Source organism: Marinobacter sp. B-21 (assembly GCF_056857895.1).
In genome coordinates this window covers 117,799-139,768 of record NZ_JBSXNZ010000081.1, presented here as the reverse complement: position 1 = coordinate 139,768, position 21,970 = coordinate 117,799, and the positions used below count along the sequence as shown (strand labels likewise).

The window sequence follows — 21,970 nt, the reverse complement described above, 5'->3', positions numbered from 1 at the left end:
ATTCTCCCCGATTACATCCGGAACACGCCGAAGCGTGTCGGTTTGGCCGGGCGGTTAAGGGTGGCAGACAGGCTCAGGGCAACCACTTCGCGGGTCTGGGCCGGATCGATCACGCCGTCGTCCCACAGCCGTGCACTGGCGTAGTAGGGGTGGCCCTGGTGCTCGTAGGTGTCGATGATCGGCTGTTTGAATTCGGCCTCTTCTTCGGCGCTCCACTCCTGGCCTTTACGTTCCATGCCCTCGCGGCGCACGGTGGCCATGACGCCGGCGGCCTGTTCGCCACCCATCACCGAGATGCGGGCATTGGGCCACATCCACAGGAAGTCCGGGCTGTAGGCGCGGCCGCACATGCCGTAGTTGCCGGCGCCGAAGCTGCCGCCGATCAGTACGGTGATCTTGGGCACGTTGGCGCAGGCCACGGCCATGACCATCTTGGCGCCATGCTTGGCAATGCCTTCGGATTCGTACTTCTGGCCGACCATGAAGCCGGTGATGTTCTGCAGGAACAGCAGCGGGATGTTGCGCTGGCAGCAGAGCTCCACAAAGTGCGCGCCTTTCTGGGCAGACTCACCGAACAGGATGCCGTTGTTGGCGATGATGCCCACCGGATAGCCGTGGATATGGGCAAAACCGGTCACCAGGGTCTGGCCGTAGTAGCGTTTGAACTCGTCAAACTCGGAGCCATCAACGATGCGGGCGATCACGTCGCGTACGTCGAACTGTTTGCGCAGGTCAGTGCCGACGATGCCGTAGATTTCCTCGGCGTCGTACAGCGGCGCTTTCGGCTTGCGGATCTCGACGTCCACTGGCTTGCGGCGGTTGAGGTTGGAGACGCAGCGCCGGGCGATTTCCAGGGCGTGGGCGTCGTTTTCGGCGTAATGGTCGGCAACACCGGAGATCTTGCAGTGTACGTCGGCACCGCCCAGGTCTTCGGCGCTGACCACTTCACCGGTGGCGGCTTTCACCAGCGGCGGGCCGGCCAGGAAGATGGTGCCCTGGTTGCGGACGATGATGGACTCGTCAGCCATGGCGGGTACGTAGGCGCCGCCGGCGGTGCACAGGCCCATAACGACGGCAATCTGGGGGATGTCGTCGGCGGACATGCGGGCCTGGTTGTAGAAGATGCGGCCGAAGTGGTCGCGGTCCGGGAAGACTTCGTCCTGTCTTGGCAGGTTGGCGCCGCCGGAGTCTACCAGGTAGATGCAGGGCAGGCGGTTCTGCAGGGCGATTTCCTGGGCGCGCAGGTGTTTTTTGACGGTCAGCGGGTAGTAGCTGCCGCCTTTCACCGTGGCGTCGTTGGCGATGATCATGCATTCGGTGCCGGAGACGCGGCCCACGCCGGCGATCACGCCTGCTGCGGGGACTTCTTCATCGTAGACGTTGTAGGCAGCGAACTGGCCGATTTCCAGGAACGGGGAGCCGTCGTCCAGGAGGCGGTTGATGCGCTCGCGGGGCAGTAGTTTGCCACGGGCGATGTGGCGCTCCTGGTAGGAGGGGCCGCCGCCTTGCTGGATGGTGGCAACTTTGTCTCGCAGGTCCGCTACGGCAGTTGCCATGGAGTCCTGGTTGGCCTGGAACTCTTCGGACCTGGGGTTAATCTTGCTCTGCAGTATCGTCATGGTTTTGACTTCCTGACCTTGGGCGAGTTGGGGCCGGGGGACGCGCGGTCCGCCAACCCGCACCAGCACACCCATGTGCGCTTGTTTCGGCCCATCCATGGCCCTCTACATTCCCGGACCGCCCTCCCCCCGCCCCCTCCGTCGTACTTTGGGTGCGGCCGTCCCAGTCTTTTCAGGCTATAGACAGCCTCCGGCGTGAAGCTGCGTTTTACTTGTTCAGGTACAGCTCACGACCGATCAGCATCCGACGAATCTCGGACGTTCCGGCACCGATCTCATACAGCTTGGCGTCCCGCAGCAGGCGGCCTGTCGGGTATTCGTTGATGTAGCCGTTACCGCCGAGCAGTTGGATGGCGTCCAGGGCGATTTTGGTGGCCATTTCGGCGGAGTAGAGGATCGCGCCGGCGGCGTCCTTTCTAGTGGTTTCGCCCCGGTCGGCGGACATGGCGACCATGTAGACGTAGGACTTGGCGGTGTTCATCCAGGTGTACATGTCGGCTACTTTGCCCTGTACCAGTTCGAATTCACCGATGGCCTGGCCGAACTGTTTGCGCTCGCGGATATAGGGAACCACTACGTCCATGGCGGCCTGCATGATGCCCAGCGGGCCACCGGAGAGTACCAGGCGCTCGTAGTCGAGGCCGCTCATCAGGACTTTGGCGCCGTTGCCAATGCCGCCCAGAATGTTTTCCTTGGGAACCTTGCAGTCTTCGAACACCAGTTCACAGGTGTTGGAGCCGCGCATGCCGAGTTTGTCGAGTTTCTGGTGGCGGCTGAAGCCCGGGGCGTCGCGCTCGACGATGAAGGCGGTAACGCCCTTGGAGCCGGCCTGGGTGTCGGTCTTGGTGTAGATGACGTAGGTGTGGGCATCCGGGCCGTTGGTGATCCACATTTTGGTGCCGTTGAGGAGGTAGTGGTCACCGGCGTCTTTGGCGCTGAGCTTCATGGAGATGACGTCGGAGCCGGCGTTGGGCTCGGACATGGCCAGGGCGCCGATGTGTTCGCCGCTGACGAGTTTCGGCAGGTATTTCTGTTTCTGTTCCTCGGTGCCGTTGCGGTGAATCTGGTTCACACACAAGTTGGAGTGGGCACCGTAGGAGAGGCCAACGGAGGCGGAGGCGCGGCTGATTTCTTCCATGGCGATGACGTGTGCCAGGTAGCCCATGTCGGAGCCGCCGTATTCTTCGCTCACGGTGATACCCAGCAGGCCCATGTCGCCCATTTTCCGCCACAGGTCCGTGGGGAACTCGTTGTTGCGGTCAATTTCCTCGGCGCGGGGTGCGATTTCGGAGGCGGCGAACCCGTTGACCTGCTCACGCAGCATGTCGAGGGTTTCACCGAGGCCGAAATTGAGCTCTGAGTATTGTGATTTCATCGTTGGCTACCTTTGGTTTTGTCATTGGTGTTCAGCGGTCTGCCGGGGCTTCTTCGTCGGCCCGGGCCTGCTGTTTCTTTTTCTTCTGCAGCTCGGCCAGGGCTTCCCGGCACCGGGTTTCGGCTGTGTCTATCTCCATTTCCGCCTGGGCAATGTCGTTCTTTTGCTGTTCCATTTGTGCCCGTTTGTTGGCCAGAATGGTCAGCATCTTGTGAAGCTGTTTCTCATTTCCGCTGAGGGTTTCGTCCCACAGGTCAAACAGCTCTTTGGTCTCGGCCAGGGAAAAGCCCATGCGCTTGCCCCGGAGTATGAGCTTCAGTCGCACCCGATCCTTTGAACTGAAGATCCGTGTCTGCCCGCGCCGTGAGGGCTTGAGCAGTTCCTGATCTTCGTAGAAACGAATGCTCCGGGTTGTTACATCGAACTCTTTGGCGAGCTCGCTGATGCTGAATGTCTTCTTTATGTCCATTGGGATTTCCTTTTTAGACTTAGGTTAGATAAAGTTTACGTAAACGTAAAGTAGTTTTAGGGGCCGATTTTAAACAAACAGAATCCTGAAAAGGGGGAGTGAACGATGGAATTTAAAAATGTAGCAGCCATTGTAACAGGCGGGGCTTCCGGGCTGGGCGAGGGTGCTGCCCGTGCGCTGGCGGCTGCCGGGTGCAAGGTGGCTATTCTGGATCTTCAGAAAGCGCAGGGTGAAAAGGTGGCAGCGGATATCGGCGGCATTTTCCTGGAGTGCGATGTCAGCTCGCCGGACAGCGCCGAGGCAGCCATCAAGGCAGCACGGGAAGCCCATGGCCATTGCGGCATTGCGGTGAACTGTGCCGGTATTGCCCCCGCCTCGAAGATTCTGGGCCGTGATGGTGTGATGCCGCTGGAGAACTTCAGCAAGGTTATCCAGGTCAACCTTATTGGCACCTTTAACATTATGCGCCTGGCGGCGGCGGAGATGGCGCAGCGTGAGCCGAATGCCGATGGTGAGCGTGGCGTGATCATCAACACGGCGTCGGTGGCCGCTTATGAAGGCCAGATCGGCCAGGCGGCGTATAGTGCTTCCAAGGGTGGCGTGGTTTCTCTGACACTCCAGTCCGCCCGTGAGCTGGCCCGGGAAGGTATCCGGGTGAATACCATTGCGCCGGGACTGTTCATGACGCCGATGATGGCTGGCATGCCTGAAGAAGTTCAGGAGAGCCTGGCTGCTACGCTGCCGTTCCCGAAGCGGCTCGGCAAACCGGAGGAGTTTGGCATGATGGTAGACCAGATGGTGCGTAACCCGGTTCTCAACGGTGAGGTCATCCGCCTCGATAGCGCCCTGCGTATGGCGCCCAAGTGACATCATTCAATTGCAGGAGACATTCATGACCATGTCTGTTGATAAAGAAGAACTGGCGATGTTCCGTGAGTCGGTGATCAGGGCTCTGGAAGCCGAGGTTAAGCCTCATTACGAAGCCTGGGAGAAGACCGGCATCGTGCCCAGGGAGCTGTGGAACACCCTCGGCAACGCCGGCATGCTGTGTGTCGACGTGCCCGAAGAGTGCGGGGGGGTCGGTGCACCCTTCCAGTTCTCCGTGGTTGTGGGAGAAGAGCTTGCCCGCATGGGGTTCGGCGCGCTGTCCACCAATGTGATGGTGCACTCGGATATTGTTGCGCCGTACCTTAGCCACCTTGCCAGCGAAGAGCAGAAGCAGCAGTGGCTGCCAAAGCTGGTTTCCGGGGAGGCGGTTGGCGCCATCGCCATGACCGAACCCGGCGCCGGCAGTGACCTGCAGGCGATCCGCGCCAGTGCCGTGAAGGATGGCGACGACTACATCCTCAATGGCTCGAAGACCTTCATCACCAACGGCCAGCATGCCGACATGGTCATCGTGGCCGCCAAGACGGATCCCAAAGCCGGTGCCCGAGGCATCAGCCTGTTCCTGGTGGATACGTCACTGCCGGGCTACAGCAAGGGCCGGAACCTGGACAAGATCGGCCAGCATTCCGGTGACACCTCCGAGATGTTCTTCTCGGATATGCGCATTCCGTCTTCTGCTCTTCTGGGTGAGGAAGGGCAGGGTTTCATGTACCTGATGCGCGAGCTGCCCCGGGAGCGGCTGGTGATTGGTGCCCTTGGTGTTGCCGCCGCCCGTGGCTCCCTCGACCTGACCATCGCCTATGCCCAGGAGCGGGAACTGTTCGGCCAGAAACTGGCCCAACTGCAAAACACCCGGTTTGAAATCGCCCGCATGGAGACCGATTACCGGGTCAACAAGGCGTTCGTGGACCAGTGTATTGATCAGTACGATCTGGGCGAGCTGGATGCCCCAACTGCCTCCATGGCCAAGTACAGCGCCACCGAGATGCAGTGTCGCGTGGCCGATGGTTGTTTGCAGCTGTTTGGCGGTTACGGCTATACCACGGAGTACCCGATCTCCCGGAACTTTATCGACGCCAGGGTGCAGCGGATTTACGGTGGCACTTCGGAAGTGATGAAAGAAATTATTGCCCGTTCTGTGCTGGGCAAAGCCTGAAACCCGGGAACCTAATCCGGTTCTATAGAGGGCAATTCGAATGTTTGGGGTCCGAGCAGGGGGATGCCTTTCCGGGACTGTCCAAAACATGGATGTTTTGGTCAAGCGTACAGGGACGTATATACCGCGTGTCCCGGAAAGGCATCCCCCTGATCGGGCCCTCCCCCAAATCAGGAGGACAATCAAATGAACAGCAATGACGTAGTAATAGCAGGTTCCGCAAGAACACCAATGGGCGGCATGATGGGCTCCCTCAGTTCTGTGCGTTCCCCGGATCTGGGCGCCACCGCCATCAGGGCGGCCATCGAACGCTCCGGCCTCCAGCCGGCTGACATCCAGGAAGTGATCATGGGCTGCGTACTGCCCGCGGGCCTCGGCCAGGCCCCGGCCCGCCAGGCCTCCCGTGCCTCCGGCATCCCGGACAGCTCCGGCTGCACCACCGTCAACAAGATGTGCGGCTCCGGCATGCAGGCCGTGATCATGGCCCACGACCAGATCAAGGCCGGCACCAACAACATTATGATCGCCGGCGGCATGGAAAACATGAGCCAGGCGCCGTACCTGTTGCCAAAAGCCCGCGCCGGCATGCGCATGGGCCACGGCCAGGTGATGGACAGCATGTTCCTGGACGGCCTGGAAGACGCCTATGAAGGCGGCCTGATGGGCGTGTTCGCCCAGCGCACTGCTGACAAATACGACATCAGCCGCCAGTCCATGGATGAATTCGCTATCGGCTCCCTGCAGAAATCCCTGGCCGCCATCGAAAACGGCTGGTTCCGGGACGAGATTGTTCCAGTGACTGTCTCTGGCCGTGGTGGTGACACCAACGTCGACACTGACGAGCAACCGGGCAACGCCAAACCGGAGAAAATCCCGCATCTGAAACCGGCCTTCGCCAAAGACGGTTCGGTGACCGCCGCCAACTCCAGCTCCATCAGCGACGGCGCCTCCGCCCTGGTGCTGGCATCCGCTGCTGAAGCCGACGCCCGCGGCCTGACGCCCCAGGCCCGTATCCTGGCCCACGCCACCCATGCCCGCTTGCCGGCCGAGTTCACCCTGGCGCCCATCGGTGCCATCGAAAAAGTGCTGAAGAAAGCCGGCTGGAGCGTGGACGACGTGGATCTCTTTGAGATCAATGAAGCCTTCGCGGTGGTCACCCTGGCGGCCATTAACGAGCTCAAACTCCCGGCCGAAAAGGTCAACGTCCACGGTGGCGCCTGCGCCCTTGGTCACCCGATTGGTTCTTCGGGGTCGCGGATCATCGTTACCCTGATTAATGCCCTGAAGCAGCGTGGTCTGAAGCGTGGCGTGGCTTCACTGTGTATTGGTGGGGGCGAGGGTACCGCCGTGGCCATTGAGCTGATCTGATCTGGCCCGGGAGGCAGCTCCGGTTTTGGTCTGCCTCCCCCGCTCCTCACACTTCAAATCTGACGGGCCTGAAAATTTCTGGGCTCAATCCGGAGTTTTTTCAGCCGCGAGGTGAGGGTGGTTGGCTTGATGCCCAGCATCGCCGCCGCCCCGTCCTCCCCGAATACCCGGCCGCCACTCATTTCCAGGGCCTTTGTCAGGTTCTGTTTTTCCAGCTCTCTGAGTTCGTGTTCAGTCATCAGTTCGCCGTTGAAATGCCGGGCCGGCGGCGTTTGTTCGGGCGTGGGTCTGGCGGCGGAATCCGGCCCGGGAAGATCCAGGTCCAGTCTGCCGTCGGCGGTGATGACCTGGCGCTCTATCACGTTCTCCAGCTCCCTCACGTTGCCCGGCCACTGGTAGGCCTTGAGGGTCTCCACGTCCCGCTCTCTTAATGTCAGCTGGGGCCGGTTGAACTTCTGGCAGGCCCGGTTCAGGAATTCCCGGGCGAGAATGGGAATGTCTTCCCGGCGCCGGCGCAGTGGCACCGACTCGATAGGGAAGACGTTCAGGCGGAAGTAGAGGTCTTCCCGGAAGGCTTTCTCCTGAACTTCCGATTTCAGATCCCGGTTGGTGGCCGCGATGACCCGGACATCCACCGCCCGGGTGCGGTTTTCGCCCACGCGCTCGAACTGCTGGTCCTGCAGAACCCGAAGCAGTTTGCCTTGAAGTTCCAGCGGGATTTCCCCCACTTCGTCCAGGAACAGGGTGCCGCCGTCGGCCAGCTCGAACCGGCCCACGCGGTCGCTGACGGCGCCGGTGAACGCGCCCTTGATGTGGCCGAAAAACTCGCTCTCGAACAGGTCCTTGGGAATGGCCGCGCAGTTCACCCGGATCAGGGGCCGGTCCCGCCGGCTGCTGGACTGGTGGATGGCGCGGGCGATCAGTTCCTTGCCGGTGCCGGATTCGCCGGTGATCAGCACGTTGGCATCGGTCGGCGCTACCATGCTGATTCGTTGCACAATGGCTCGGATGGCCTCGCTCTGGCCAAGGATTTCGTGAAAGTGATATTCCGCGCTGAGTTCCTCCTGCAGGTAGGCATTTTCCATTTCCAGCCGGTGTTTGAGGGTCTCCACCTCCTCCAGCGCTTTCTGCAGTTCTTTCTGGGCCTCGAGCCGTGCCGAGATATCCCGGAAGACCACCACGGCGCCCACCGGATGGCCGTTATCCAGAATCGGCGTGCTGGTGTATTCCACCGGGAAGCCAGTGCCGTCCTTGCGCCAGAACCAGTCCTCGCCTATCTGCTTCACGCTGGCGTCCCGGAACGCAGCATAAATGGGGCACTCTTTCAGGGGGAAGAGGCTGCCATCCGCATGGGAGTGATGCACAACGCGGTGAATGACCCGGCCCATCAGCTCATCAATACGCCAGCCCAGCATCCGTTCCGCGGCCGGGTTGGCAAAGGTGGTTCGCCCCTCCGCATCGACGCCGTAGATGCCTTCTCCGACCGCGTGCAGGATGAGCTGGTTCTCCCGTTCCATGTCCTTGAACAGTTCCTCCACCCGTCGCCATTCGAGCAGCCCTCCCCGGTGGTAGTGGTTGGCATCGTGTCGTTCCCGAAGAGTACGCAACTGGCGGCGGTCCCGAAGCAGCAGCAAGACGTTCCGGGATTCCGCTTCGCCAACCCGGGAGGAGGAGATCTCCAGCTCCACTGTGTGGCCGTCCCTGCGCCTGAGCATGAAGTCTTTGCTCCAGCCGTGGCTTCGGAACAGGGTTTCTTCAGTGAAGGTAATCAGTTGCGGGCGCTGGTCAGGGAACAGAAGGGTGCAGGGGGTGCCCGTCAGGGATTGCCGGTCCGTGCCGATCATGCGGGCCAGGGCGCTGTTGGCCGCAACGATCAGATCCTGGCTGGCATCCACCAGCAGGGCGGCGTCGGGCAGGTGGTCGATCCAGTTCGTGGCGGCTATCGGAGTGATAGCGTTTTCGGGGCTCATGGGTCTGTCCTGTGTTATCCCGGATAAGACCAGACAAACCCTGTGCCAACTACGAAAAATCGTGGTATTTGCTACGAAAAATCGTTAACTACGAAAAATCGTAGTTGGTGAGATTCGTAGTCTTGGATTTAAACACCCGTTAAAACAGCGCATTAATAAAAAAAACAGCAGTTGGCACAAACCCTGCGATAGCTCGTTCAGAACGTAAAAAAGGTCCGGCCCTTTTTCAACTCCGGATCCGAACCGCACCTTGGCTGCACCGCGAGAGTGCAAAAACAACCCAAGATTAGGGAGAGTGCCCCATGACCACGAAAAGCCTTGGTAATCCGTTTGACGGTGACCAGTCACTGATTCACGCCAGAACCTGTGGCTGTCCGGAATGCAAGCCCGGGCAGGAAACGCCGTCGGTGTCTCTGAATCTCCAGCAATCGACAAGCCAGGATGTATCGGCCTCCGAAGGCACCATGGATTCCGAGTTCATGATGGACCGGGCGATCGAGAGCGCGGTGGTTCGGTCGGTGTTCGGCCACAACGACCACAGTCGCCGGAGCTTCATGAAAATGATGGGGGCGGGCACCGCGGCCGCGCTGCTGGGCAGCGTCTTCCCCATGGACAAGGCCAAGGCCGCCGTGAAGGAATCCCTTGGCAAGCTGGAGAAGACCAAACTCAACGTGGGCTTCGTGCCTATCACCTGTGCCACGCCCATCATTATGGCGCACCCCATGGGTTTTTATGAGCGCTACGGCCTGGATGTGACCGTCACCAAAACCGCCGGCTGGGCGGTGGCCCGGGACAAGTCCCTGGCAGGCGAATACGACGCTTCCCATATGCTGACCCCCATGCCCCTGGCCATGAGCATGGGCGCCGGTTCAACACCCGAGCCGTTTATCATGCCGGCGGTTGAGAACATTAATGGCCAGGCCATCGTCCTGCATGTGGATCACAAGGACAAGCGGGACCCGAAACAGTGGAAAGGCTTCAAGTTCGGGGTGCCGTTCGAATATTCCATGCACAACTTCCTGCTGCGCTACTACCTGGCCGAGAACGGTATCGACCCCGACAAGGACGTACAGATCCGCGTGGTTCCGCCACCCGAGATGGTTGCCAACCTGCGTGCCGGTAACCTGGACGGCTACCTGTCTCCGGACCCGTTCAACCAGCGTGCGGTCTGGGAGAAGGTGGGCTTCATCCACATGCTCACCAAGGACATCTGGGAAGGCCACCCGTGCTGCGCCTTTGCCTGCAGCCAGCAGTTCGCCAGCCAGAACCCGAATACCTACGGTGCCCTGCTACGGGCGATTATCGACGCAACCCAGTATTCCAATATTCCGGAAAACCGGAAGGAGATTTCCGAAGCCATTGCGCCGAAGAACTACCTGAACCAGCCGGTTCCGGTGATCCAGCAGGTGCTCACCGGCTACTACGCCGATGGTTTGGGCGAGGTGAAAAACGTACCGGACCGTATCGACTTCGATCCGTTCCCCTGGCACTCCATGGGTGTCTGGATTCTCACTCAGATGAAGCGCTGGGGTTATATCGAAGGCGACGTGGATTACAAGGGGATCGCCGAACAGGTCTACCTGGCGGGCGAGACCGGCAAGGTCATGGAAGAACTGGGCTACACGGCTCCGGACAGGACCTACAAGACCCACATCATCATGGGCAAGACCTTCGATTCGGATCGTGCTGAAGCCTATGCCCGCAGCTTCGCGATTGGAAGGGTGTAATCATGGCTTCGTTGAACGTACGGGCAGCACTGCTGTCAGTGTCGTTCCTGATTCTGGCCCTGGGGCTCTGGGAAATGGCGACCCAGCCCCCGGAAGCCCAGACCGGAATGACCGAATACGAGATACTGATGGGGGGTGCCGACCAGGAATCCCGGGTGCCGCCGCCCTCAGCGGTGATCAAGCTGGCCTGGGCCGAGTTGTCCAACCCGTTCTATGACGCCGGCGCCAATGACAAGGGTATCGGCATCCAGTTGGGGTATTCGGTGTACCGGGTGCTGACCGGCTACCTTGCTGCCATGGCCATCGCGCTGCCCATAGGTTTCCTGATTGGCATGTCGCCGTTGATGTACAAGGCGCTGAACCCGTACATCCAGGTTCTGCGCCCCATCTCGCCCCTGGCCTGGATGCCCCTGGCCCTGTTCATTATCCAGGATTCCGATGCCTCGGCGATCTTCGTGATCTTCATCTGCTCAATCTGGCCGATGTTGCTCAACACCGCCTTCGGCGTTGCCAATGTGAGGCAGGACTGGGTGAACGTGGCCCGCACCCACGAACTCGGGCCGCTGCGCACCGCCATCACGGTGATCCTGCCGGCCGCCGCACCGACCATCCTGACCGGTATGCGAATCTCCATCGGCATTGCCTGGCTGGTCATTGTCGCCGCGGAAATGCTCGTGGGCGGCACCGGCATCGGTTACTACGTGTGGAACGAGTGGAACAACCTGGACCTGGCCAGTGTGATCTTCTCCATCCTGATGATCGGGGTGGTCGGCATGCTTCTGGATCTGGCCCTGGGCAAGGCTCAGAAGCTGGTGGAATACAAAGAATGAGCGGTTCGGTGACGGGCAGCCGGCGCCGGCCTCAAACCTCCGAATGGAGACCAATTATGAATAAGCCATTCCTGGAAGTAGAGGGTTTGTCCAAAGTGTATCCGGACGGCCAGGGCGGAGAGCTCACCGTCTTCGAGGATATCCGCTTTGCCCTGGAGAAAGGCGAGTTTGTCTGCATCATCGGCCACTCCGGTTGCGGCAAATCCACCATCCTGAATGTGCTGGCGGGCCTGGACGAGGCCAGCGCCGGCAACGTGGTGATGAACGGCAAGGAAATCAAAGGCCCCGGGCTTGAGCGTGGCGTGGTGTTCCAGAACTACAGCCTGCTGCCCTGGAAAACCACACTGAATAACATTGTCTTCGCCGTGCGTGCCCGCTGGCCCAAATGGTCCAGGGAAGAGGTCAGGACGCACAGCGAGCGCTATCTGAAAATGGTGGGCCTGGACCACGCCCTGAACCGCAAACCGTCCCAGCTCTCCGGCGGCATGCGCCAGCGGGTGAGTATCGCCCGGGCCTTCGCCACCCAGCCGGAACTCCTGCTGCTGGACGAACCCTTCGGCGCGCTGGATGCCCTGACCCGGGGTGTGATCCAGGATGAACTGGTGAAGATCTGGGAAGAAACCCGCCAGACCGTGTTCATGATCACCCACGATGTGGACGAAGCCATCCTGCTCTCCGACCGCATCTTCCTGATGTCCAACGGCCCCAACGCCCGCATCGCCGAAAGTGTGAAGGTGGACATCCCGCACCCGCGAGCCCGGGCCACCATCTTCCAGAACCCGGCCTACCATAAAACCCGGGATTACCTGGTGGACTTCCTGGTTAACCGAAGCGGCTCGGCTTTGCCGGAAAAAGACGGCAGCCCGAAAGTCGCCGAGCCCGCCAAGGGCGTTGCCCAGTCAACGCCAGCGTCTACCGAACCTGAATCCGAATCTGAAACCGCCGCCCGCGCGGTGAATGCCTGACGTCAAAAAGCCAAGAGAGGAAACAGCCATGATGAACAAAGAACTGATGACCGCCAAAATCCTGGAAGCCAAAGTGTCCAAGGGCATGACCTGGGAAGCCATCGCCGAAACCATCGGCATGTCCCCGGTGTTCACCACCTCAGCGGCCCTGGGTATGAACAGCCTCACCGAAGACAAGGCGTTCGCCCTTTGTGAAATCCTCGGCCTCGACAAGCCAATCGCCGAAGCGCTGCAGGTCTGCCCCAAGAAAGCCTGGGACGGTGCCGTTCCGCAGGATCCGCTGATCTACCGTTTGTACGAGGTGGTGGGTGTGTACGGCGATACCATGAAAGAACTGATCCATGAAAAATTCGGCGACGGCATCATGAGTGCCATCGATTTCACCATGGACATCGAGAAGGAGGAGAATCCGAAAGGCGACCGCGTTGTGGTTACCATGAACGGGAAGTTCCTGCCCTATAAAGCCTGGTAACTTTGGAGTTAACGTCCTTGTAGCCTGTTGGTTGAGGGGCGGGCTTGCGGGGTGGCAGGTGGAGTTTTTCTTGGAAAAAGAACTCGCTTCGCTCAGACACCTTTTTCCGGCGAAAAATCCACCTGCCACCCCGCGCCGACGTGCAACACGGTTTCAGCAGATTAAAGACTTTTGTGCTTTTGTAGGTTGGATTAGCCGCAGGCGTAATCCAACGGGTTTTGTCGGATTACGCTTCGCTAATCCGACCTACGAAATATTCCCCCACCCCCGTACCTGCCCGCCAAATCTCAGGCTACAGAAAGACCACGCCCGCCAAACCTCAGGCTAGGAAAGGACGATACCCCCCAAAGTCTCAGGCCGAACGAGACCGGGCCACAGAGCCAGCCGCCAGTGCAACCTCGGCAACGGTGTGAAGCTTCTCCAGTTGCGACTTCAACATGGCAATCGGCCGCGTGCCCTCCAAAGTCAGCGCGATGTTCAGATGCTCGCCGGCGGTTTCCACGGCCATGGTGGCAATCCGGAACCCGCGGATGCGGACCACCTGGCACAGACGCTCCAGGGCGGCGGCTTCGTGGGTCATCCGGCAATTGATGGTGTAGCTGGGTGTTGATGGCTGGGGTTGCGGGTTCATGCAACTTGCTCCTTGCCGGCTTTGGGCGTGCGTCGGGTTTCGTCGATCATGTCTGTGTTGCTGGCGCCGGGTTTGACGATGGGCCAGACGTTTTCTTCACGGCTGATGGCCACGTGCAGCAGCATGGGGCCGTTGTAGGCCAGGATGGTTTCGATGCCACGGCGGATCTGGTCGGTGCGTTCGATGTATAGGCCCGGGATGTCAAAGGCCCGGGCCATGGCGACGAAATCCGGATTGTCGTCCAGGTTTATCTGGCTTTCCCGGTTGTTGTAGAACAGCTCCTGTTGCTGGCGGACCATGCCCAGGCACTGGTTGTCCATGATGATGAGCTTCACCGGCAGGTTGTAGCGGCGGATGGTAGCCAGTTCCTGGGCGTTCATCATGAACGAACCATCGCCGGTAACGTTGATGACCGTGCTGTTGCGGTCGGCAAACTGGGCGCCGATGGCCGCGGGCAATCCAAAGCCCATGGTGCCGAGGCCGCCACTGGTGAGGTGGTGGCGTGGGTGGTCGAAGTCATAGTGCTGGGCAACCCACATCTGGTGCTGGCCCACGTCGCAGGCGATCACGGTGTCGTCGGGAGCAATCCGTGAGAGCTGGCGGATAAAGGCCGGGCCGGTAATGGGTGCCATAGGACCATCGTTGTCGGCCGCGTGGAAGCCGCCGGTGGTGTGCCAGGTGCGGCACTGTTTCTGCCAGTCGCTAATGGTCAGTGGCTCATCCTGCAAGGCTCCGGCCAGTACCTTCAGTATTTCGTTCAGGTCCCCGCGGATAGCCAGATCGGCCGGGCGCAGTTTGTTGATTTCGGCGGCATCGGCGTCGATGTGGATCAGCTTTGCGTTGGGGGCGAAGCCGTCCAGGTTGCCGGTGGCGCGGTCGTCCAGGCGGGCGCCGATGACCAGCAACAGGTCGCATTCGTCCACCGCCTTATTGGCGGCGCGTGAGCCGTGCATGCCCAGCATGCCCAGATTGTAGGGATTGTGTTTGCCCGGGTTGCCGATGCCCTTGAGGGTTAAAACCGCCGGCAATTCGGAATATTCGGCAAACGCCCGGAAGCTGTCCTCGGCGTGGGCCAGGCTGATGCCACCGCCGCTGTAGAGCAGGGGCTTGCGGGCGGCGTGCAGCATCGCCAGGGCTTCCGTCAGGTCTGTCGAGGCCGTTTCACGGGGCTCGGGTTGGGAGAAGGGCGCATCGGCCACTTCGGTCAACAACAGGTCTTTGGGAACATCAATCCAGACCGGGCCGGGGCGGCCGCTCTGGGCCAGTTCCATGGCTTCTTCCATGATCGCGGGCAGGGCATTGGCGTCGTCGACCAGGTAGCTGTGTTTGACGATACCCAGGGTCATGCCCAGTACATCGGTTTCCTGGAAGGCATCGGTGCCGATCAGGCCGGAGGGCACCTGGCCGGTGATAACCAGCATGGGGATGGAATCCCGGTGAGCGTTGGCCACGCCGGTGACCAGGTTGGTTGCACCAGGGCCTGAGGTGGCGATGCACACCCCCAGAGTGCCGCTGGCCCGGGCATAGCCGTCGGCAGCGAGGGCGCAACCCTGCTCGTGGCGGCACAGCACGTGTTCCACGCTCACATCGTCTACCAGCGCGTCGTATAGCGGCATGATGCAGCCGCCCGGATAACCGAAAACCGTGCGGATGTTGTGGCGGTGGAACGCTTCAAGAATGTGCTGTGCGCCGTTCATGGTCGTTTTTCCTTTTTTCCTGGCCGCAAATAAAGAAACCCCCGGGACCTTTCGGTGCCGGGGGTTTCTGGTGTCTTGTCAGGTTTGTCGCTATCTCACCCGCTTGTCCACGCAGAAGCCCCCAGACGGTACCACGACCACCAGGACTAGCTTCACAAGGACAATCACTGCGTTGAGATTCATATAATCGACGGTCTGCTCTGAATTCGTCAAAAGATTCTGTGTAGAATCTACCCCACGTTTTCAGCCGGATGCAACCGTTAATTACGGGTTTTTTCTGCCAGCCTCGAGAGAGGCTTCATATCAGTAACAGTGAGAGTAACAGTGAGCATTCAATGACGAAAGCAAAATGGGGTTCCCTCGGTCTGTCACTTCTGGTCGTGATTGCGCTGGTGATCTGGATGGCTACCGGTGAGGTGAAGGTAGCCAGTGATGAGCCTCTGGAGCGCCAGGATGGCGGTGACGGCCAGTTGACAAGCGTGCAGGTGGAAATCCTGACAGCGAAGCTCCACGAGCCGGGGTTGATGCTTCAGGGACAGTTGGAGCCATGGAATTCCGTGATGCTCAGTGCCCAGGTTTCGGGCCGGATTGAATCCCTGGCTGTCGGACTCGGCGAGCAGGTCCGGGAAGGGCAGGCGCTGCTTACGGTTTCCGATGAAGGGCGCAGTTCCGCGGTTCTGCGCTGGCAATCCAGGGTTCGCAAGCTGGAGGCAGACCTGGCCGCTGCCCGCCGGCTGAGGGCCGACAACCTTGCCGCCCAGTCGGAAGTGCTGGCCCTTGAGAGTGAACTGGCCGCCGCCAATGCGGAACTGACCAACGCCCGGCAGGCTGTCAGCCATCTCACACCTGAGGCGCCTTTCGACGGCACCATCAACAGCAAATCCGTGGATACCGGCGATCTTGTGCAGGTGGGCTCTCCGCTTTTCCAGCTGGTAAGAGTGGACCGTCTGAAAGCGACCGCGCAGATTCCCCAGCAGTCAGTGACCAATGTGGCAGCCGGCCAGGCCGTTCGCGTGGATCTGCTGGATGGCAGCCGGCTCTCCGGCGTTGTAACGTTTGTGGCCAGTGCGGCATCGCCGGAAACCCGCAGCTTCGCAGTGGAAATCGCCGTGGAAAATCCGGACCGCAGGCGGGTGGCCGGTGGCAGCGCCAGCCTGCGAATCGCGCTGCCCGAGGTGAAGGCGATGTTTATTTCTCCGGCTTATCTTTCGCTCGGGGACGATGGCCGCCCGGGGGTGAAATACGTGGACGACCAGAACCGGGTGGTGTTCGGTGAGGTGACATTGCTGAGTGTTTCCACCGACGGGGCCTGGGTAACCGGGTTGCCGGATGAAATCCGTCTCATCACCCGGGGTGGCGGTTTCGTGAGTACCGGTGAGAAAGTGATGCCGGTCGACACCTCTGAAAACAGGGGTTAGGCCAGATGCGTGCGCTGATTTTTGCGGCCATTGATCGCAGCCGTACCACGCTGCTGACCCTGCTGTTCCTGATTCTCGGCGGTATCGCGGCGTTCCAGACCATTCCCAAGGAAGCCAATCCCGACGTCACCATCCCGGTGATCTATGTCTCCATGACCCTGGACGGGATCAGCCCGGAAGACGCCGAGCGTCTGCTGGTTCGGCCCATGGAGCAGGAGCTGCGATCCCTCGAGGGCATCAAGGAAATGCGGGGTACCGCGTCCGAGGGGCATGCCTCAGTGATGCTGGAATTTGATGCCGGTTTCGATCCGGACAAAGCCTTGCAGGATGTACGTGAGAAAGTCGACACCGCCCGCAGTGAGCTGCCGGGAGAGGCAGACGAACCGAGGGTCAACGAGATCAACGTGTCCTTGTTCCCAGTGTTGTCGGTCGGGCTGTCCGGCCCCCTGTCGGAGCGGGAGCTGATTACCATTGCCCGCCAGTTCCAGGATGCCATCGAGTCCATTCCGGAGGTGCTGGAAGTCGAGATCGGCGGCGACCGGGAAGACCTGCTGGAAATCGTGGTGGATCCCCAGGTTCTGGAAAGCTACGGCATCGATTTCGATCAGTTGGCCTCACTGGTCACCCGCAACAATCAGCTGGTGGCTGCCGGCTCGCTGGATACCGGAAACGGCCGCATGGCCCTGAAAGTGCCCGGGGTGATCGAGACCATCGAGGATGTGATGTTCATGCCGGTCAAGGTGGATGGCGATACGGTGGTGACCTTCGGGGATGTCGCCATGCTACAGCGCACCTTCAAGGATCCCACCGGCTTTGCCCGCATCAACGGCGAGCCGGCGCTGGTGCTGGAAGTCTCCAAGCGCTCCGGCGCCAACATCATCGAAACCATTGCCCATATCCGCGATCTCATCGACCAGGCCAGGCCCCAACTGCCGGAAAGCCTGGAAATCCGCTACATCATGGATCAGTCCGAGGAAGTGCGGGACATTCTCAGCGACCTGCTGAACAACGTACTCACCGCCATTGTGCTGGTGATCATCGTGGTGATTGCAGCCATGGGGCCGCGTTCCGCATTCATGGTGGGTTTGACCATTCCGGGCGCTTTCCTTACCGGCATCCTGGTGATCTGGAGCATGGGGTTGACCCTCAATATCGTGGTGCTGTTCAGCCTGATTCTGGTGGCGGGCATGCTGGTGGATGGCGCCATTGTGGTGTCCGAGCTGGCGGACCGCAACCTGTCGGATGGCCAGGCGGTAAAAAACGCCTGGGCCGGGGCCGCAAGCCGCATGGCCTGGCCCATCATTGCCTCCACGGCCACCACGCTGGCGGTGTTTGTGCCTCTGCTGTTCTGGCCCGGGGTGGTGGGGGAGTTCATGAAGTTCCTGCCCTTGACGGTCATCATCTGTCTGGTGGCATCGCTGGCGATGGCGCTGGTGTTTCTGCCGGTGCTGGGCAGTGTCAGTGGCGGCCGGAGGGACCGGCAGAGAGAAACAACAGGCCGGCTGATGCAAGGCTACCGCTGGCTGCTGTCGGTGCTGCTGAAGTCGCCCGGGCTGACGCTGACTGGTGTGCTGTGTGTGATTGCGGTGATATACGCCGCCTATGCCCGCTTCAATTACGGTGTGGAGTTTTTCCCGAGTGTCGAACCGGATTCGGCCCAGGTGCAGGTCCGTGCCAGAGGCGATCTGTCAGTGTGGGAGCGGGATGTGATCGTGCGTGAGGTGGAACAGCGCCTGCAGGGAATGCCGGAGGTAAAGGCCCTGTACGCGCGTTCAATGGTCAGTGCCAGTTCGCAGATGGCGCCCGATGTGATTGGTGTTCTGCAGTTTCAGTTTACCGACTGGTACACCCGGCGCCCGGCCAGTGCCATTATGGAGGATTTCCGGGCGCGGACCGATGATATCCCGGGCATTGAGCTGGAATTCCGCAAGCAGGAGGGCGGACCGGCGGAGGGCAAACCCATTGAGCTGCAGGTGAGCAGCCGTGAGGCCGACGGCCTTAACGGCTATGTGGACAGGATCAAAGACCGCATGCGGGAGCAGGGTGGTTTTGCGGATATCGAGGATGACCGGAGCTTGCCGGGTATTGAGTGGCGGCTGCAGGTTGACCGGGAGGCCGCTGCCCGGTTCGGCACCGATGTGCTGGGTATTGGCAGTGCCGTGCGCCTGGTCACCAACGGTCTGGTGTTGGCGACCTATCGCCCGGAAGACGTCCGGGATGAAGTGGATATTGTGGTTCGGGTACCGAACAACTGGCGGGAGCTGGACCATCTGCAGCGCCAGACCATTCGTACCTCCCGGGGCCAGGTGCCGCTCTCGCAGTTCGTCGACCTTCAGCCGGGGGACAAGACCGGCAGTATTGTCCGGGTGGATGGCCAGCGCACCGTGACCATCAAGTCCGATCTGGCCCCGGGCCGTCGGGTTGACGAACTTCTGCGATCCCTGCAGGCCGGGATGCCGGAGCCACCGGAAGGCATTTCGGTAAAATTTGCCGGCGAAAACGAGGATCAGCAGCAGGCGGCCAACTTCCTGATCACCGCCTTTCTGGTGGCCATCGGGCTGATGTTGCTGATTCTGGTGACCCAGTTCAATTCACTCTACCAGACCTTCCTGATCCTCTCCGCCATTGTGCTTTCGACGGCGGGGGTGCTTCTTGGCCTGCTGGTCAACGGCCAGTCGTTCGGCATTGTGATGGTGGGCATGGGGACCATTGCGCTGGCGGGCATTGTGGTGAACAACAACATTATTCTGATTGATACCTACAACCAGATGCGCAAGGAGGGAATCGCGGCCTATGAGGCGGCCCTGGAAACCGGTTGCCTGCGTCTGCGGCCGGTGTTGCTCACGGCCATCACCACCGTGCTGGGCCTGATGCCCATGGTGCTGGGGGTGAACGTGGACTTGCTGACACCTTCCCTGGGCCTCGGGGCGCCCTCGACCCAGTGGTGGACCCAACTGTCCAGTGCTATCGCTGGCGGGCTGACCTTCGCCACGGTGCTGACGCTGTTGCTGACGCCCGCGCTGCTGGTGCTGGGCAGCCGGGCCGGCCAGGCCCTGGGAAGGCTGACCGGCCGGGTCAGTCGGAGTAATAGCGGCCAATGATTTCGGAAAACGGCAGCGGTTTGCTGTACAGGTAGCCTTGGAGATAGTCGCAGCCTTTCTCGAACAACCAGGCCTCATGGGCTTTATGCTCTACGCCTTCCGCCACCACGAAAAGCCCCAGCCCCCGGGCCAGACCGATGATGGATAGGGTAATGGCGCAATCGTCTTCGTCATCCGGCAGGTTCTTGATGAACGAGCGGTCGATCTTGATCCGGGAGAATGGCAGGTATTTCAATCGGGATAACGACGAGTAGCCAGTGCCGAAATCGTCAATAGCCAGTTCTGCGCCGGCTTCCACCAGCTTCTCCAGAACCCGCCCGATGACCCCGAAATCCCCCTGGATAGAGTCTTCGGTTACCTCGAACTGCAAGGCCTCAACGGGCATCTCCTGGTGGTCGCAGATCTCCTTTACCAGTTCCGGAAAATCGGGAACCAGCACCTGCTCAGCCGACAGGTTGACGGAAATCGTCGGCAACGGGATATTCCTCTCTCTGGCCTCGCGCCAGTGTGAGCACACACTTATTAAGTATGTCCAATTCACGCTGTCCCGGTCAGCGAATCCGCACGTGGCGCCGCGTCATTGGCGTGACCCTGGCGAATCAGATCCCTGAGCAGCGGCCAGGGATGTTCAGCCTCGAGGGTAAAGGCAATGTCCAGCAGGGTGCGCTCGCCACCGTGGCGGCCCATGAACTGAACAGATACCGGCAGTTGATCCGGCGTGCGGCCCATTGGAATCGAGATAGCCGGTGCACCCGTGGCATTGGCCAGGGGGGTGAAGCTGACATACTGTCGCAGGCGCTCAAAAAGGGTATCAAAAGGTACCTCAGGGCTGAGATCGCCGAGCGGCGGTGTTGTATGGCCCAGTACAGGGGTGAGCACGGCATCGAAGCCGGCCATGGCATGGGCGTAGTCATGCCGGGAGCGTTTCAGCCGCCAGAGCGCGGTGGGCAGGCGCCAGAACTGTTTCCTGAACATCGTGTCCAGGCCATTGGTCAGGCCGTCGGTCCTGTGTTTTTCGAAAGCGGGATGAATCAGTTTTTTGCCGTTGGCTTTTACGCCAAAGGCCAGCAGTGCCCAGTACAGGGCGAAGTCGTCCGGAAATGAAGAATGCACTGGAACGGAAACCGGCTCGATCCGATGGCCCAGCTTTTCCAGTTTCCGCGCTGTCTCCTCAACTGTCTGCCGGGTGATGTCGTCGGTTTTGTGGCCGTTGATGGAATCCAGTATCAAGCCAATCTTCAGTGGTCGGCCAGAGGGACCCTCGATTCTGCCGCCCGCTGGCAGTTCCGGGTTCCTGTAGAAGGCCTCGGCCTGTTCCAGGAAATTGGCGGTGTCCCGCACAGAGCGTGTGACTACGCCTGCTGCAACAAGGGCTGCTGAGCCGCCGGAAGAGGCACCGGTCGAGTAGGCCAGATTCCATGGATTGCGGGTGGGTACGTCGTGGGCAGGTTCGGTGGTTGCGTTAAAGCCGAATTCCGGCAGCGTGCTCTTGCCCAGGCAGAGAAACCCCTGGGCCAGCATCTGCCGGGCAAACGGACTGGTATTCCTGGCCCTGTTTACGGGAACGGCAAGAGAGCCATGCCGGGTGGCTTTCCATAACCGTTGTCAGGTAATAAGCTGACAGGTTCAACCCATTGTTAGTGATCCCGATGGAATTTACAGAACCTCTCGTACGTCACTTTCTCGGCATCTTCTTCCTGATGATCGGCCTGCAGTTTGCCAGCCGCAGTCTGGGCCTGTTCCAGCGCATGCGCTTTTCCCACATCAATTATGGAGAGCGGGGAAGTGCGCCCTGGTGGCACCGGCATATCTTCAATGTGTTCCGGGCACTGATTCTTGCGGTTTGCGTGGTGCGGATCTTTGCGGATATCGACGGCTGGCTCGGCGTTTTTGGCTGGCTGTATCATTGGCCGGTGTTGTTGGCCGGAATGTTGTTGTTATTGGCATCGTTCACTGTGGTGAACTACCTGCAGGCTTACATGCATGAGGACTGGCGCTCAGGCATTGATCCCCGGAAGGACCAGCGAAAGCTGCTGACGGACGGGCCCTTTGCCCGCTCACGGAACCCGTTGTTCCTGACAGTGATGGCGGGGCAACTGGGCTTTTTCCTGGCGCTGCCCAGCGTATTCTCGCTGGTATGCCTGGTGGCCGGTGTGCTGGTAATCACCCGCCAGGCCGGTGAGGAAGAAAAGGCGCTGGCGGTCAAATTCGGAGAGGACTACGAGCGTTACCGGGTTCGGGTGCCGCGCTGGTTCTGAGCCGCCGCCTGCGAAAAGCGCCGGGC

17 protein-coding genes and 1 pseudogene are annotated in these 21,970 nt (G+C 60.5%); 10 read left to right on the top strand and 8 right to left on the bottom strand.

Translation table 11 applies throughout. The features are described 5' to 3' along the window. Positions 1–11: 11 nt before the first annotated feature. The 3 genes from AC13C0_RS14005 to AC13C0_RS13995 all read right to left on the bottom strand — a co-directional run bounded on the left by AC13C0_RS14005 (position 12) and on the right by AC13C0_RS13995 (position 3,463). The gene (locus tag AC13C0_RS14005) at positions 12–1,619 is read right to left on the bottom strand and encodes a carboxyl transferase domain-containing protein (protein ID WP_482954593.1); all 1,608 of its coding nucleotides are present in this window, start codon (positions 1,617–1,619) and stop codon (positions 12–14) included. Between the two features lie 208 nt (positions 1,620–1,827). Beyond that, positions 1,828–2,994 carry an isovaleryl-CoA dehydrogenase gene (locus AC13C0_RS14000; RefSeq protein WP_482954592.1) on the bottom strand — a complete coding sequence of 389 codons (1,167 nt, stop codon included), beginning with the start codon at positions 2,992–2,994 and terminating at the stop codon, positions 1,828–1,830. A gap of 31 nt (positions 2,995–3,025) precedes the next feature. Continuing rightward, complete coding sequence (locus tag AC13C0_RS13995) at positions 3,026–3,463, bottom strand: MerR family transcriptional regulator (protein WP_482954591.1); 438 nt, start codon at positions 3,461–3,463, stop codon at positions 3,026–3,028. Positions 3,464–3,568: 105 nt separating this feature from the next. Here AC13C0_RS13995 and AC13C0_RS13990 point away from each other — a divergent pair, with 105 nt between their 5' ends. From AC13C0_RS13990 to AC13C0_RS13980, 3 genes are all read left to right on the top strand, one after another. After that, positions 3,569–4,330 (top strand): SDR family NAD(P)-dependent oxidoreductase, encoded by a 762-nt coding sequence (locus AC13C0_RS13990; protein ID WP_117619943.1) that lies wholly within the window; start codon positions 3,569–3,571, stop codon positions 4,328–4,330. Between the two features lie 25 nt (positions 4,331–4,355). Then, positions 4,356–5,507, top strand: coding sequence for an acyl-CoA dehydrogenase family protein (locus AC13C0_RS13985; protein WP_482954590.1), 1,152 nt, complete (start codon positions 4,356–4,358; stop codon positions 5,505–5,507). A 186-nt stretch (positions 5,508–5,693) separates the two neighbouring features. Further along, the gene (locus tag AC13C0_RS13980; protein ID WP_482954589.1) at positions 5,694–6,875 is read left to right on the top strand and encodes a thiolase family protein; all 1,182 of its coding nucleotides are present in this window, start codon (positions 5,694–5,696) and stop codon (positions 6,873–6,875) included. A 53-nt stretch (positions 6,876–6,928) separates the two neighbouring features. Here the strand turns inward: AC13C0_RS13980 and AC13C0_RS13975 are convergent, their stop codons facing one another. Further along, entirely contained in the window at positions 6,929–8,845 is a 1,917-nt protein-coding gene (locus tag AC13C0_RS13975) for a sigma-54 interaction domain-containing protein (protein ID WP_482954588.1), read from the bottom strand. 302 nt (positions 8,846–9,147) lie between these two features. On the opposite strand from AC13C0_RS13975, the gene AC13C0_RS13970 reads away from it, so the two are divergent. From AC13C0_RS13970 to cynS, 4 genes are read left to right on the top strand one after another with little or no spacing between them, the layout of a single operon-like run. Then, positions 9,148–10,572, top strand: coding sequence for an ABC transporter substrate-binding protein (locus AC13C0_RS13970; RefSeq protein WP_482954587.1), 1,425 nt, complete (start codon positions 9,148–9,150; stop codon positions 10,570–10,572). A 2-nt stretch (positions 10,573–10,574) separates the two neighbouring features. Then, positions 10,575–11,402: a nitrate ABC transporter permease gene (ntrB, locus tag AC13C0_RS13965; RefSeq protein WP_117619948.1), complete on the top strand. Its 828-nt coding sequence runs from the start codon at positions 10,575–10,577 to the stop codon at positions 11,400–11,402. A 56-nt stretch (positions 11,403–11,458) separates the two neighbouring features. Next, positions 11,459–12,367 (top strand): ABC transporter ATP-binding protein, encoded by a 909-nt coding sequence (locus tag AC13C0_RS13960; RefSeq protein WP_482954586.1) that lies wholly within the window; start codon positions 11,459–11,461, stop codon positions 12,365–12,367. Between the two features lie 28 nt (positions 12,368–12,395). Then, positions 12,396–12,839, top strand: coding sequence for a cyanase (gene cynS / locus AC13C0_RS13955; protein ID WP_482954585.1), 444 nt, complete (start codon positions 12,396–12,398; stop codon positions 12,837–12,839). 352 nt (positions 12,840–13,191) lie between these two features. Here the strand turns inward: cynS and AC13C0_RS13950 are convergent, their stop codons facing one another. Together AC13C0_RS13950 and ilvG are read right to left on the bottom strand one after the other, a co-directional pair. Further along, entirely contained in the window at positions 13,192–13,470 is a 279-nt protein-coding gene (locus AC13C0_RS13950; RefSeq protein ID WP_482954584.1) for an ACT domain-containing protein, read from the bottom strand. Continuing rightward, a complete protein-coding gene (gene ilvG, locus AC13C0_RS13945) occupies positions 13,467–15,167 on the bottom strand; it encodes an acetolactate synthase 2 catalytic subunit (protein WP_117619952.1) in 1,701 nt (566 codons plus the stop codon). Before ilvG ends, AC13C0_RS13950 begins: the two co-directional genes overlap by 4 nt. 335 nt (positions 15,168–15,502) lie before the next feature. Between ilvG and AC13C0_RS13940 the strand changes: the two genes are divergently transcribed. Both AC13C0_RS13940 and AC13C0_RS13935 read left to right on the top strand, forming a co-directional pair. Next, the gene (locus tag AC13C0_RS13940; protein ID WP_162893776.1) at positions 15,503–16,585 is read left to right on the top strand and encodes an efflux RND transporter periplasmic adaptor subunit; all 1,083 of its coding nucleotides are present in this window, start codon (positions 15,503–15,505) and stop codon (positions 16,583–16,585) included. Positions 16,586–16,590: 5 nt separating this feature from the next. Further along, the gene (locus tag AC13C0_RS13935; RefSeq protein WP_341581528.1) at positions 16,591–19,686 is read left to right on the top strand and encodes an efflux RND transporter permease subunit; all 3,096 of its coding nucleotides are present in this window, start codon (positions 16,591–16,593) and stop codon (positions 19,684–19,686) included. Here the strand turns inward: AC13C0_RS13935 and AC13C0_RS13930 are convergent. Together AC13C0_RS13930 and AC13C0_RS13925 are read right to left on the bottom strand one after the other, a co-directional pair. Further along, complete coding sequence (locus AC13C0_RS13930) at positions 19,661–20,203, bottom strand: EAL domain-containing protein (protein WP_482954583.1); 543 nt, start codon at positions 20,201–20,203, stop codon at positions 19,661–19,663. The genes AC13C0_RS13935 and AC13C0_RS13930 overlap by 26 nt on opposite strands. 20 nt (positions 20,204–20,223) lie before the next feature. Next, positions 20,224–21,255: pseudogene (locus AC13C0_RS13925) on the bottom strand (amidase family protein); the annotation flags it as partial. An 80-nt stretch (positions 21,256–21,335) separates the two neighbouring features. Between AC13C0_RS13925 and AC13C0_RS13920 the strand changes: the two are divergent. Further along, entirely contained in the window at positions 21,336–21,944 is a 609-nt protein-coding gene (locus AC13C0_RS13920; RefSeq protein WP_117619956.1) for a methyltransferase family protein, read from the top strand. The last annotated feature ends 26 nt before the right edge of the window (positions 21,945–21,970 follow it).

Excerpts from the sequence above, each read along its gene's own strand:
- ntrB (WP_117619948.1), top strand. The coding sequence starts at position 10,575 with ATGGCTTCGTTGAACGTACGGGCAGCACTGCTGTCAGTGTCGTTCCTG.
- ilvG (WP_117619952.1), bottom strand. The coding sequence starts at position 15,167 with ATGAACGGCGCACAGCACATTCTTGAAGCGTTCCACCGCCACAACATC.
- AC13C0_RS13970 (WP_482954587.1), top strand. The coding sequence starts at position 9,148 with ATGACCACGAAAAGCCTTGGTAATCCGTTTGACGGTGACCAGTCACTG.
- AC13C0_RS13985 (WP_482954590.1), top strand. The coding sequence starts at position 4,356 with ATGACCATGTCTGTTGATAAAGAAGAACTGGCGATGTTCCGTGAGTCG.
- AC13C0_RS13995 (WP_482954591.1), bottom strand. The coding sequence starts at position 3,463 with ATGGACATAAAGAAGACATTCAGCATCAGCGAGCTCGCCAAAGAGTTC.
- AC13C0_RS13920 (WP_117619956.1), top strand. The coding sequence starts at position 21,336 with ATGGAATTTACAGAACCTCTCGTACGTCACTTTCTCGGCATCTTCTTC.
- AC13C0_RS13990 (WP_117619943.1), top strand. The coding sequence starts at position 3,569 with ATGGAATTTAAAAATGTAGCAGCCATTGTAACAGGCGGGGCTTCCGGG.
- AC13C0_RS13950 (WP_482954584.1), bottom strand. The coding sequence starts at position 13,470 with ATGAACCCGCAACCCCAGCCATCAACACCCAGCTACACCATCAATTGC.
- AC13C0_RS13935 (WP_341581528.1), top strand. The coding sequence starts at position 16,591 with ATGCGTGCGCTGATTTTTGCGGCCATTGATCGCAGCCGTACCACGCTG.
- AC13C0_RS13980 (WP_482954589.1), top strand. The coding sequence starts at position 5,694 with ATGAACAGCAATGACGTAGTAATAGCAGGTTCCGCAAGAACACCAATG.
- AC13C0_RS14005 (WP_482954593.1), bottom strand. The coding sequence starts at position 1,619 with ATGACGATACTGCAGAGCAAGATTAACCCCAGGTCCGAAGAGTTCCAG.
- cynS (WP_482954585.1), top strand. The coding sequence starts at position 12,396 with ATGATGAACAAAGAACTGATGACCGCCAAAATCCTGGAAGCCAAAGTG.
- AC13C0_RS14000 (WP_482954592.1), bottom strand. The coding sequence starts at position 2,994 with ATGAAATCACAATACTCAGAGCTCAATTTCGGCCTCGGTGAAACCCTC.
- AC13C0_RS13960 (WP_482954586.1), top strand. The coding sequence starts at position 11,459 with ATGAATAAGCCATTCCTGGAAGTAGAGGGTTTGTCCAAAGTGTATCCG.
- AC13C0_RS13975 (WP_482954588.1), bottom strand. The coding sequence starts at position 8,845 with ATGAGCCCCGAAAACGCTATCACTCCGATAGCCGCCACGAACTGGATC.
- AC13C0_RS13940 (WP_162893776.1), top strand. The coding sequence starts at position 15,503 with ATGACGAAAGCAAAATGGGGTTCCCTCGGTCTGTCACTTCTGGTCGTG.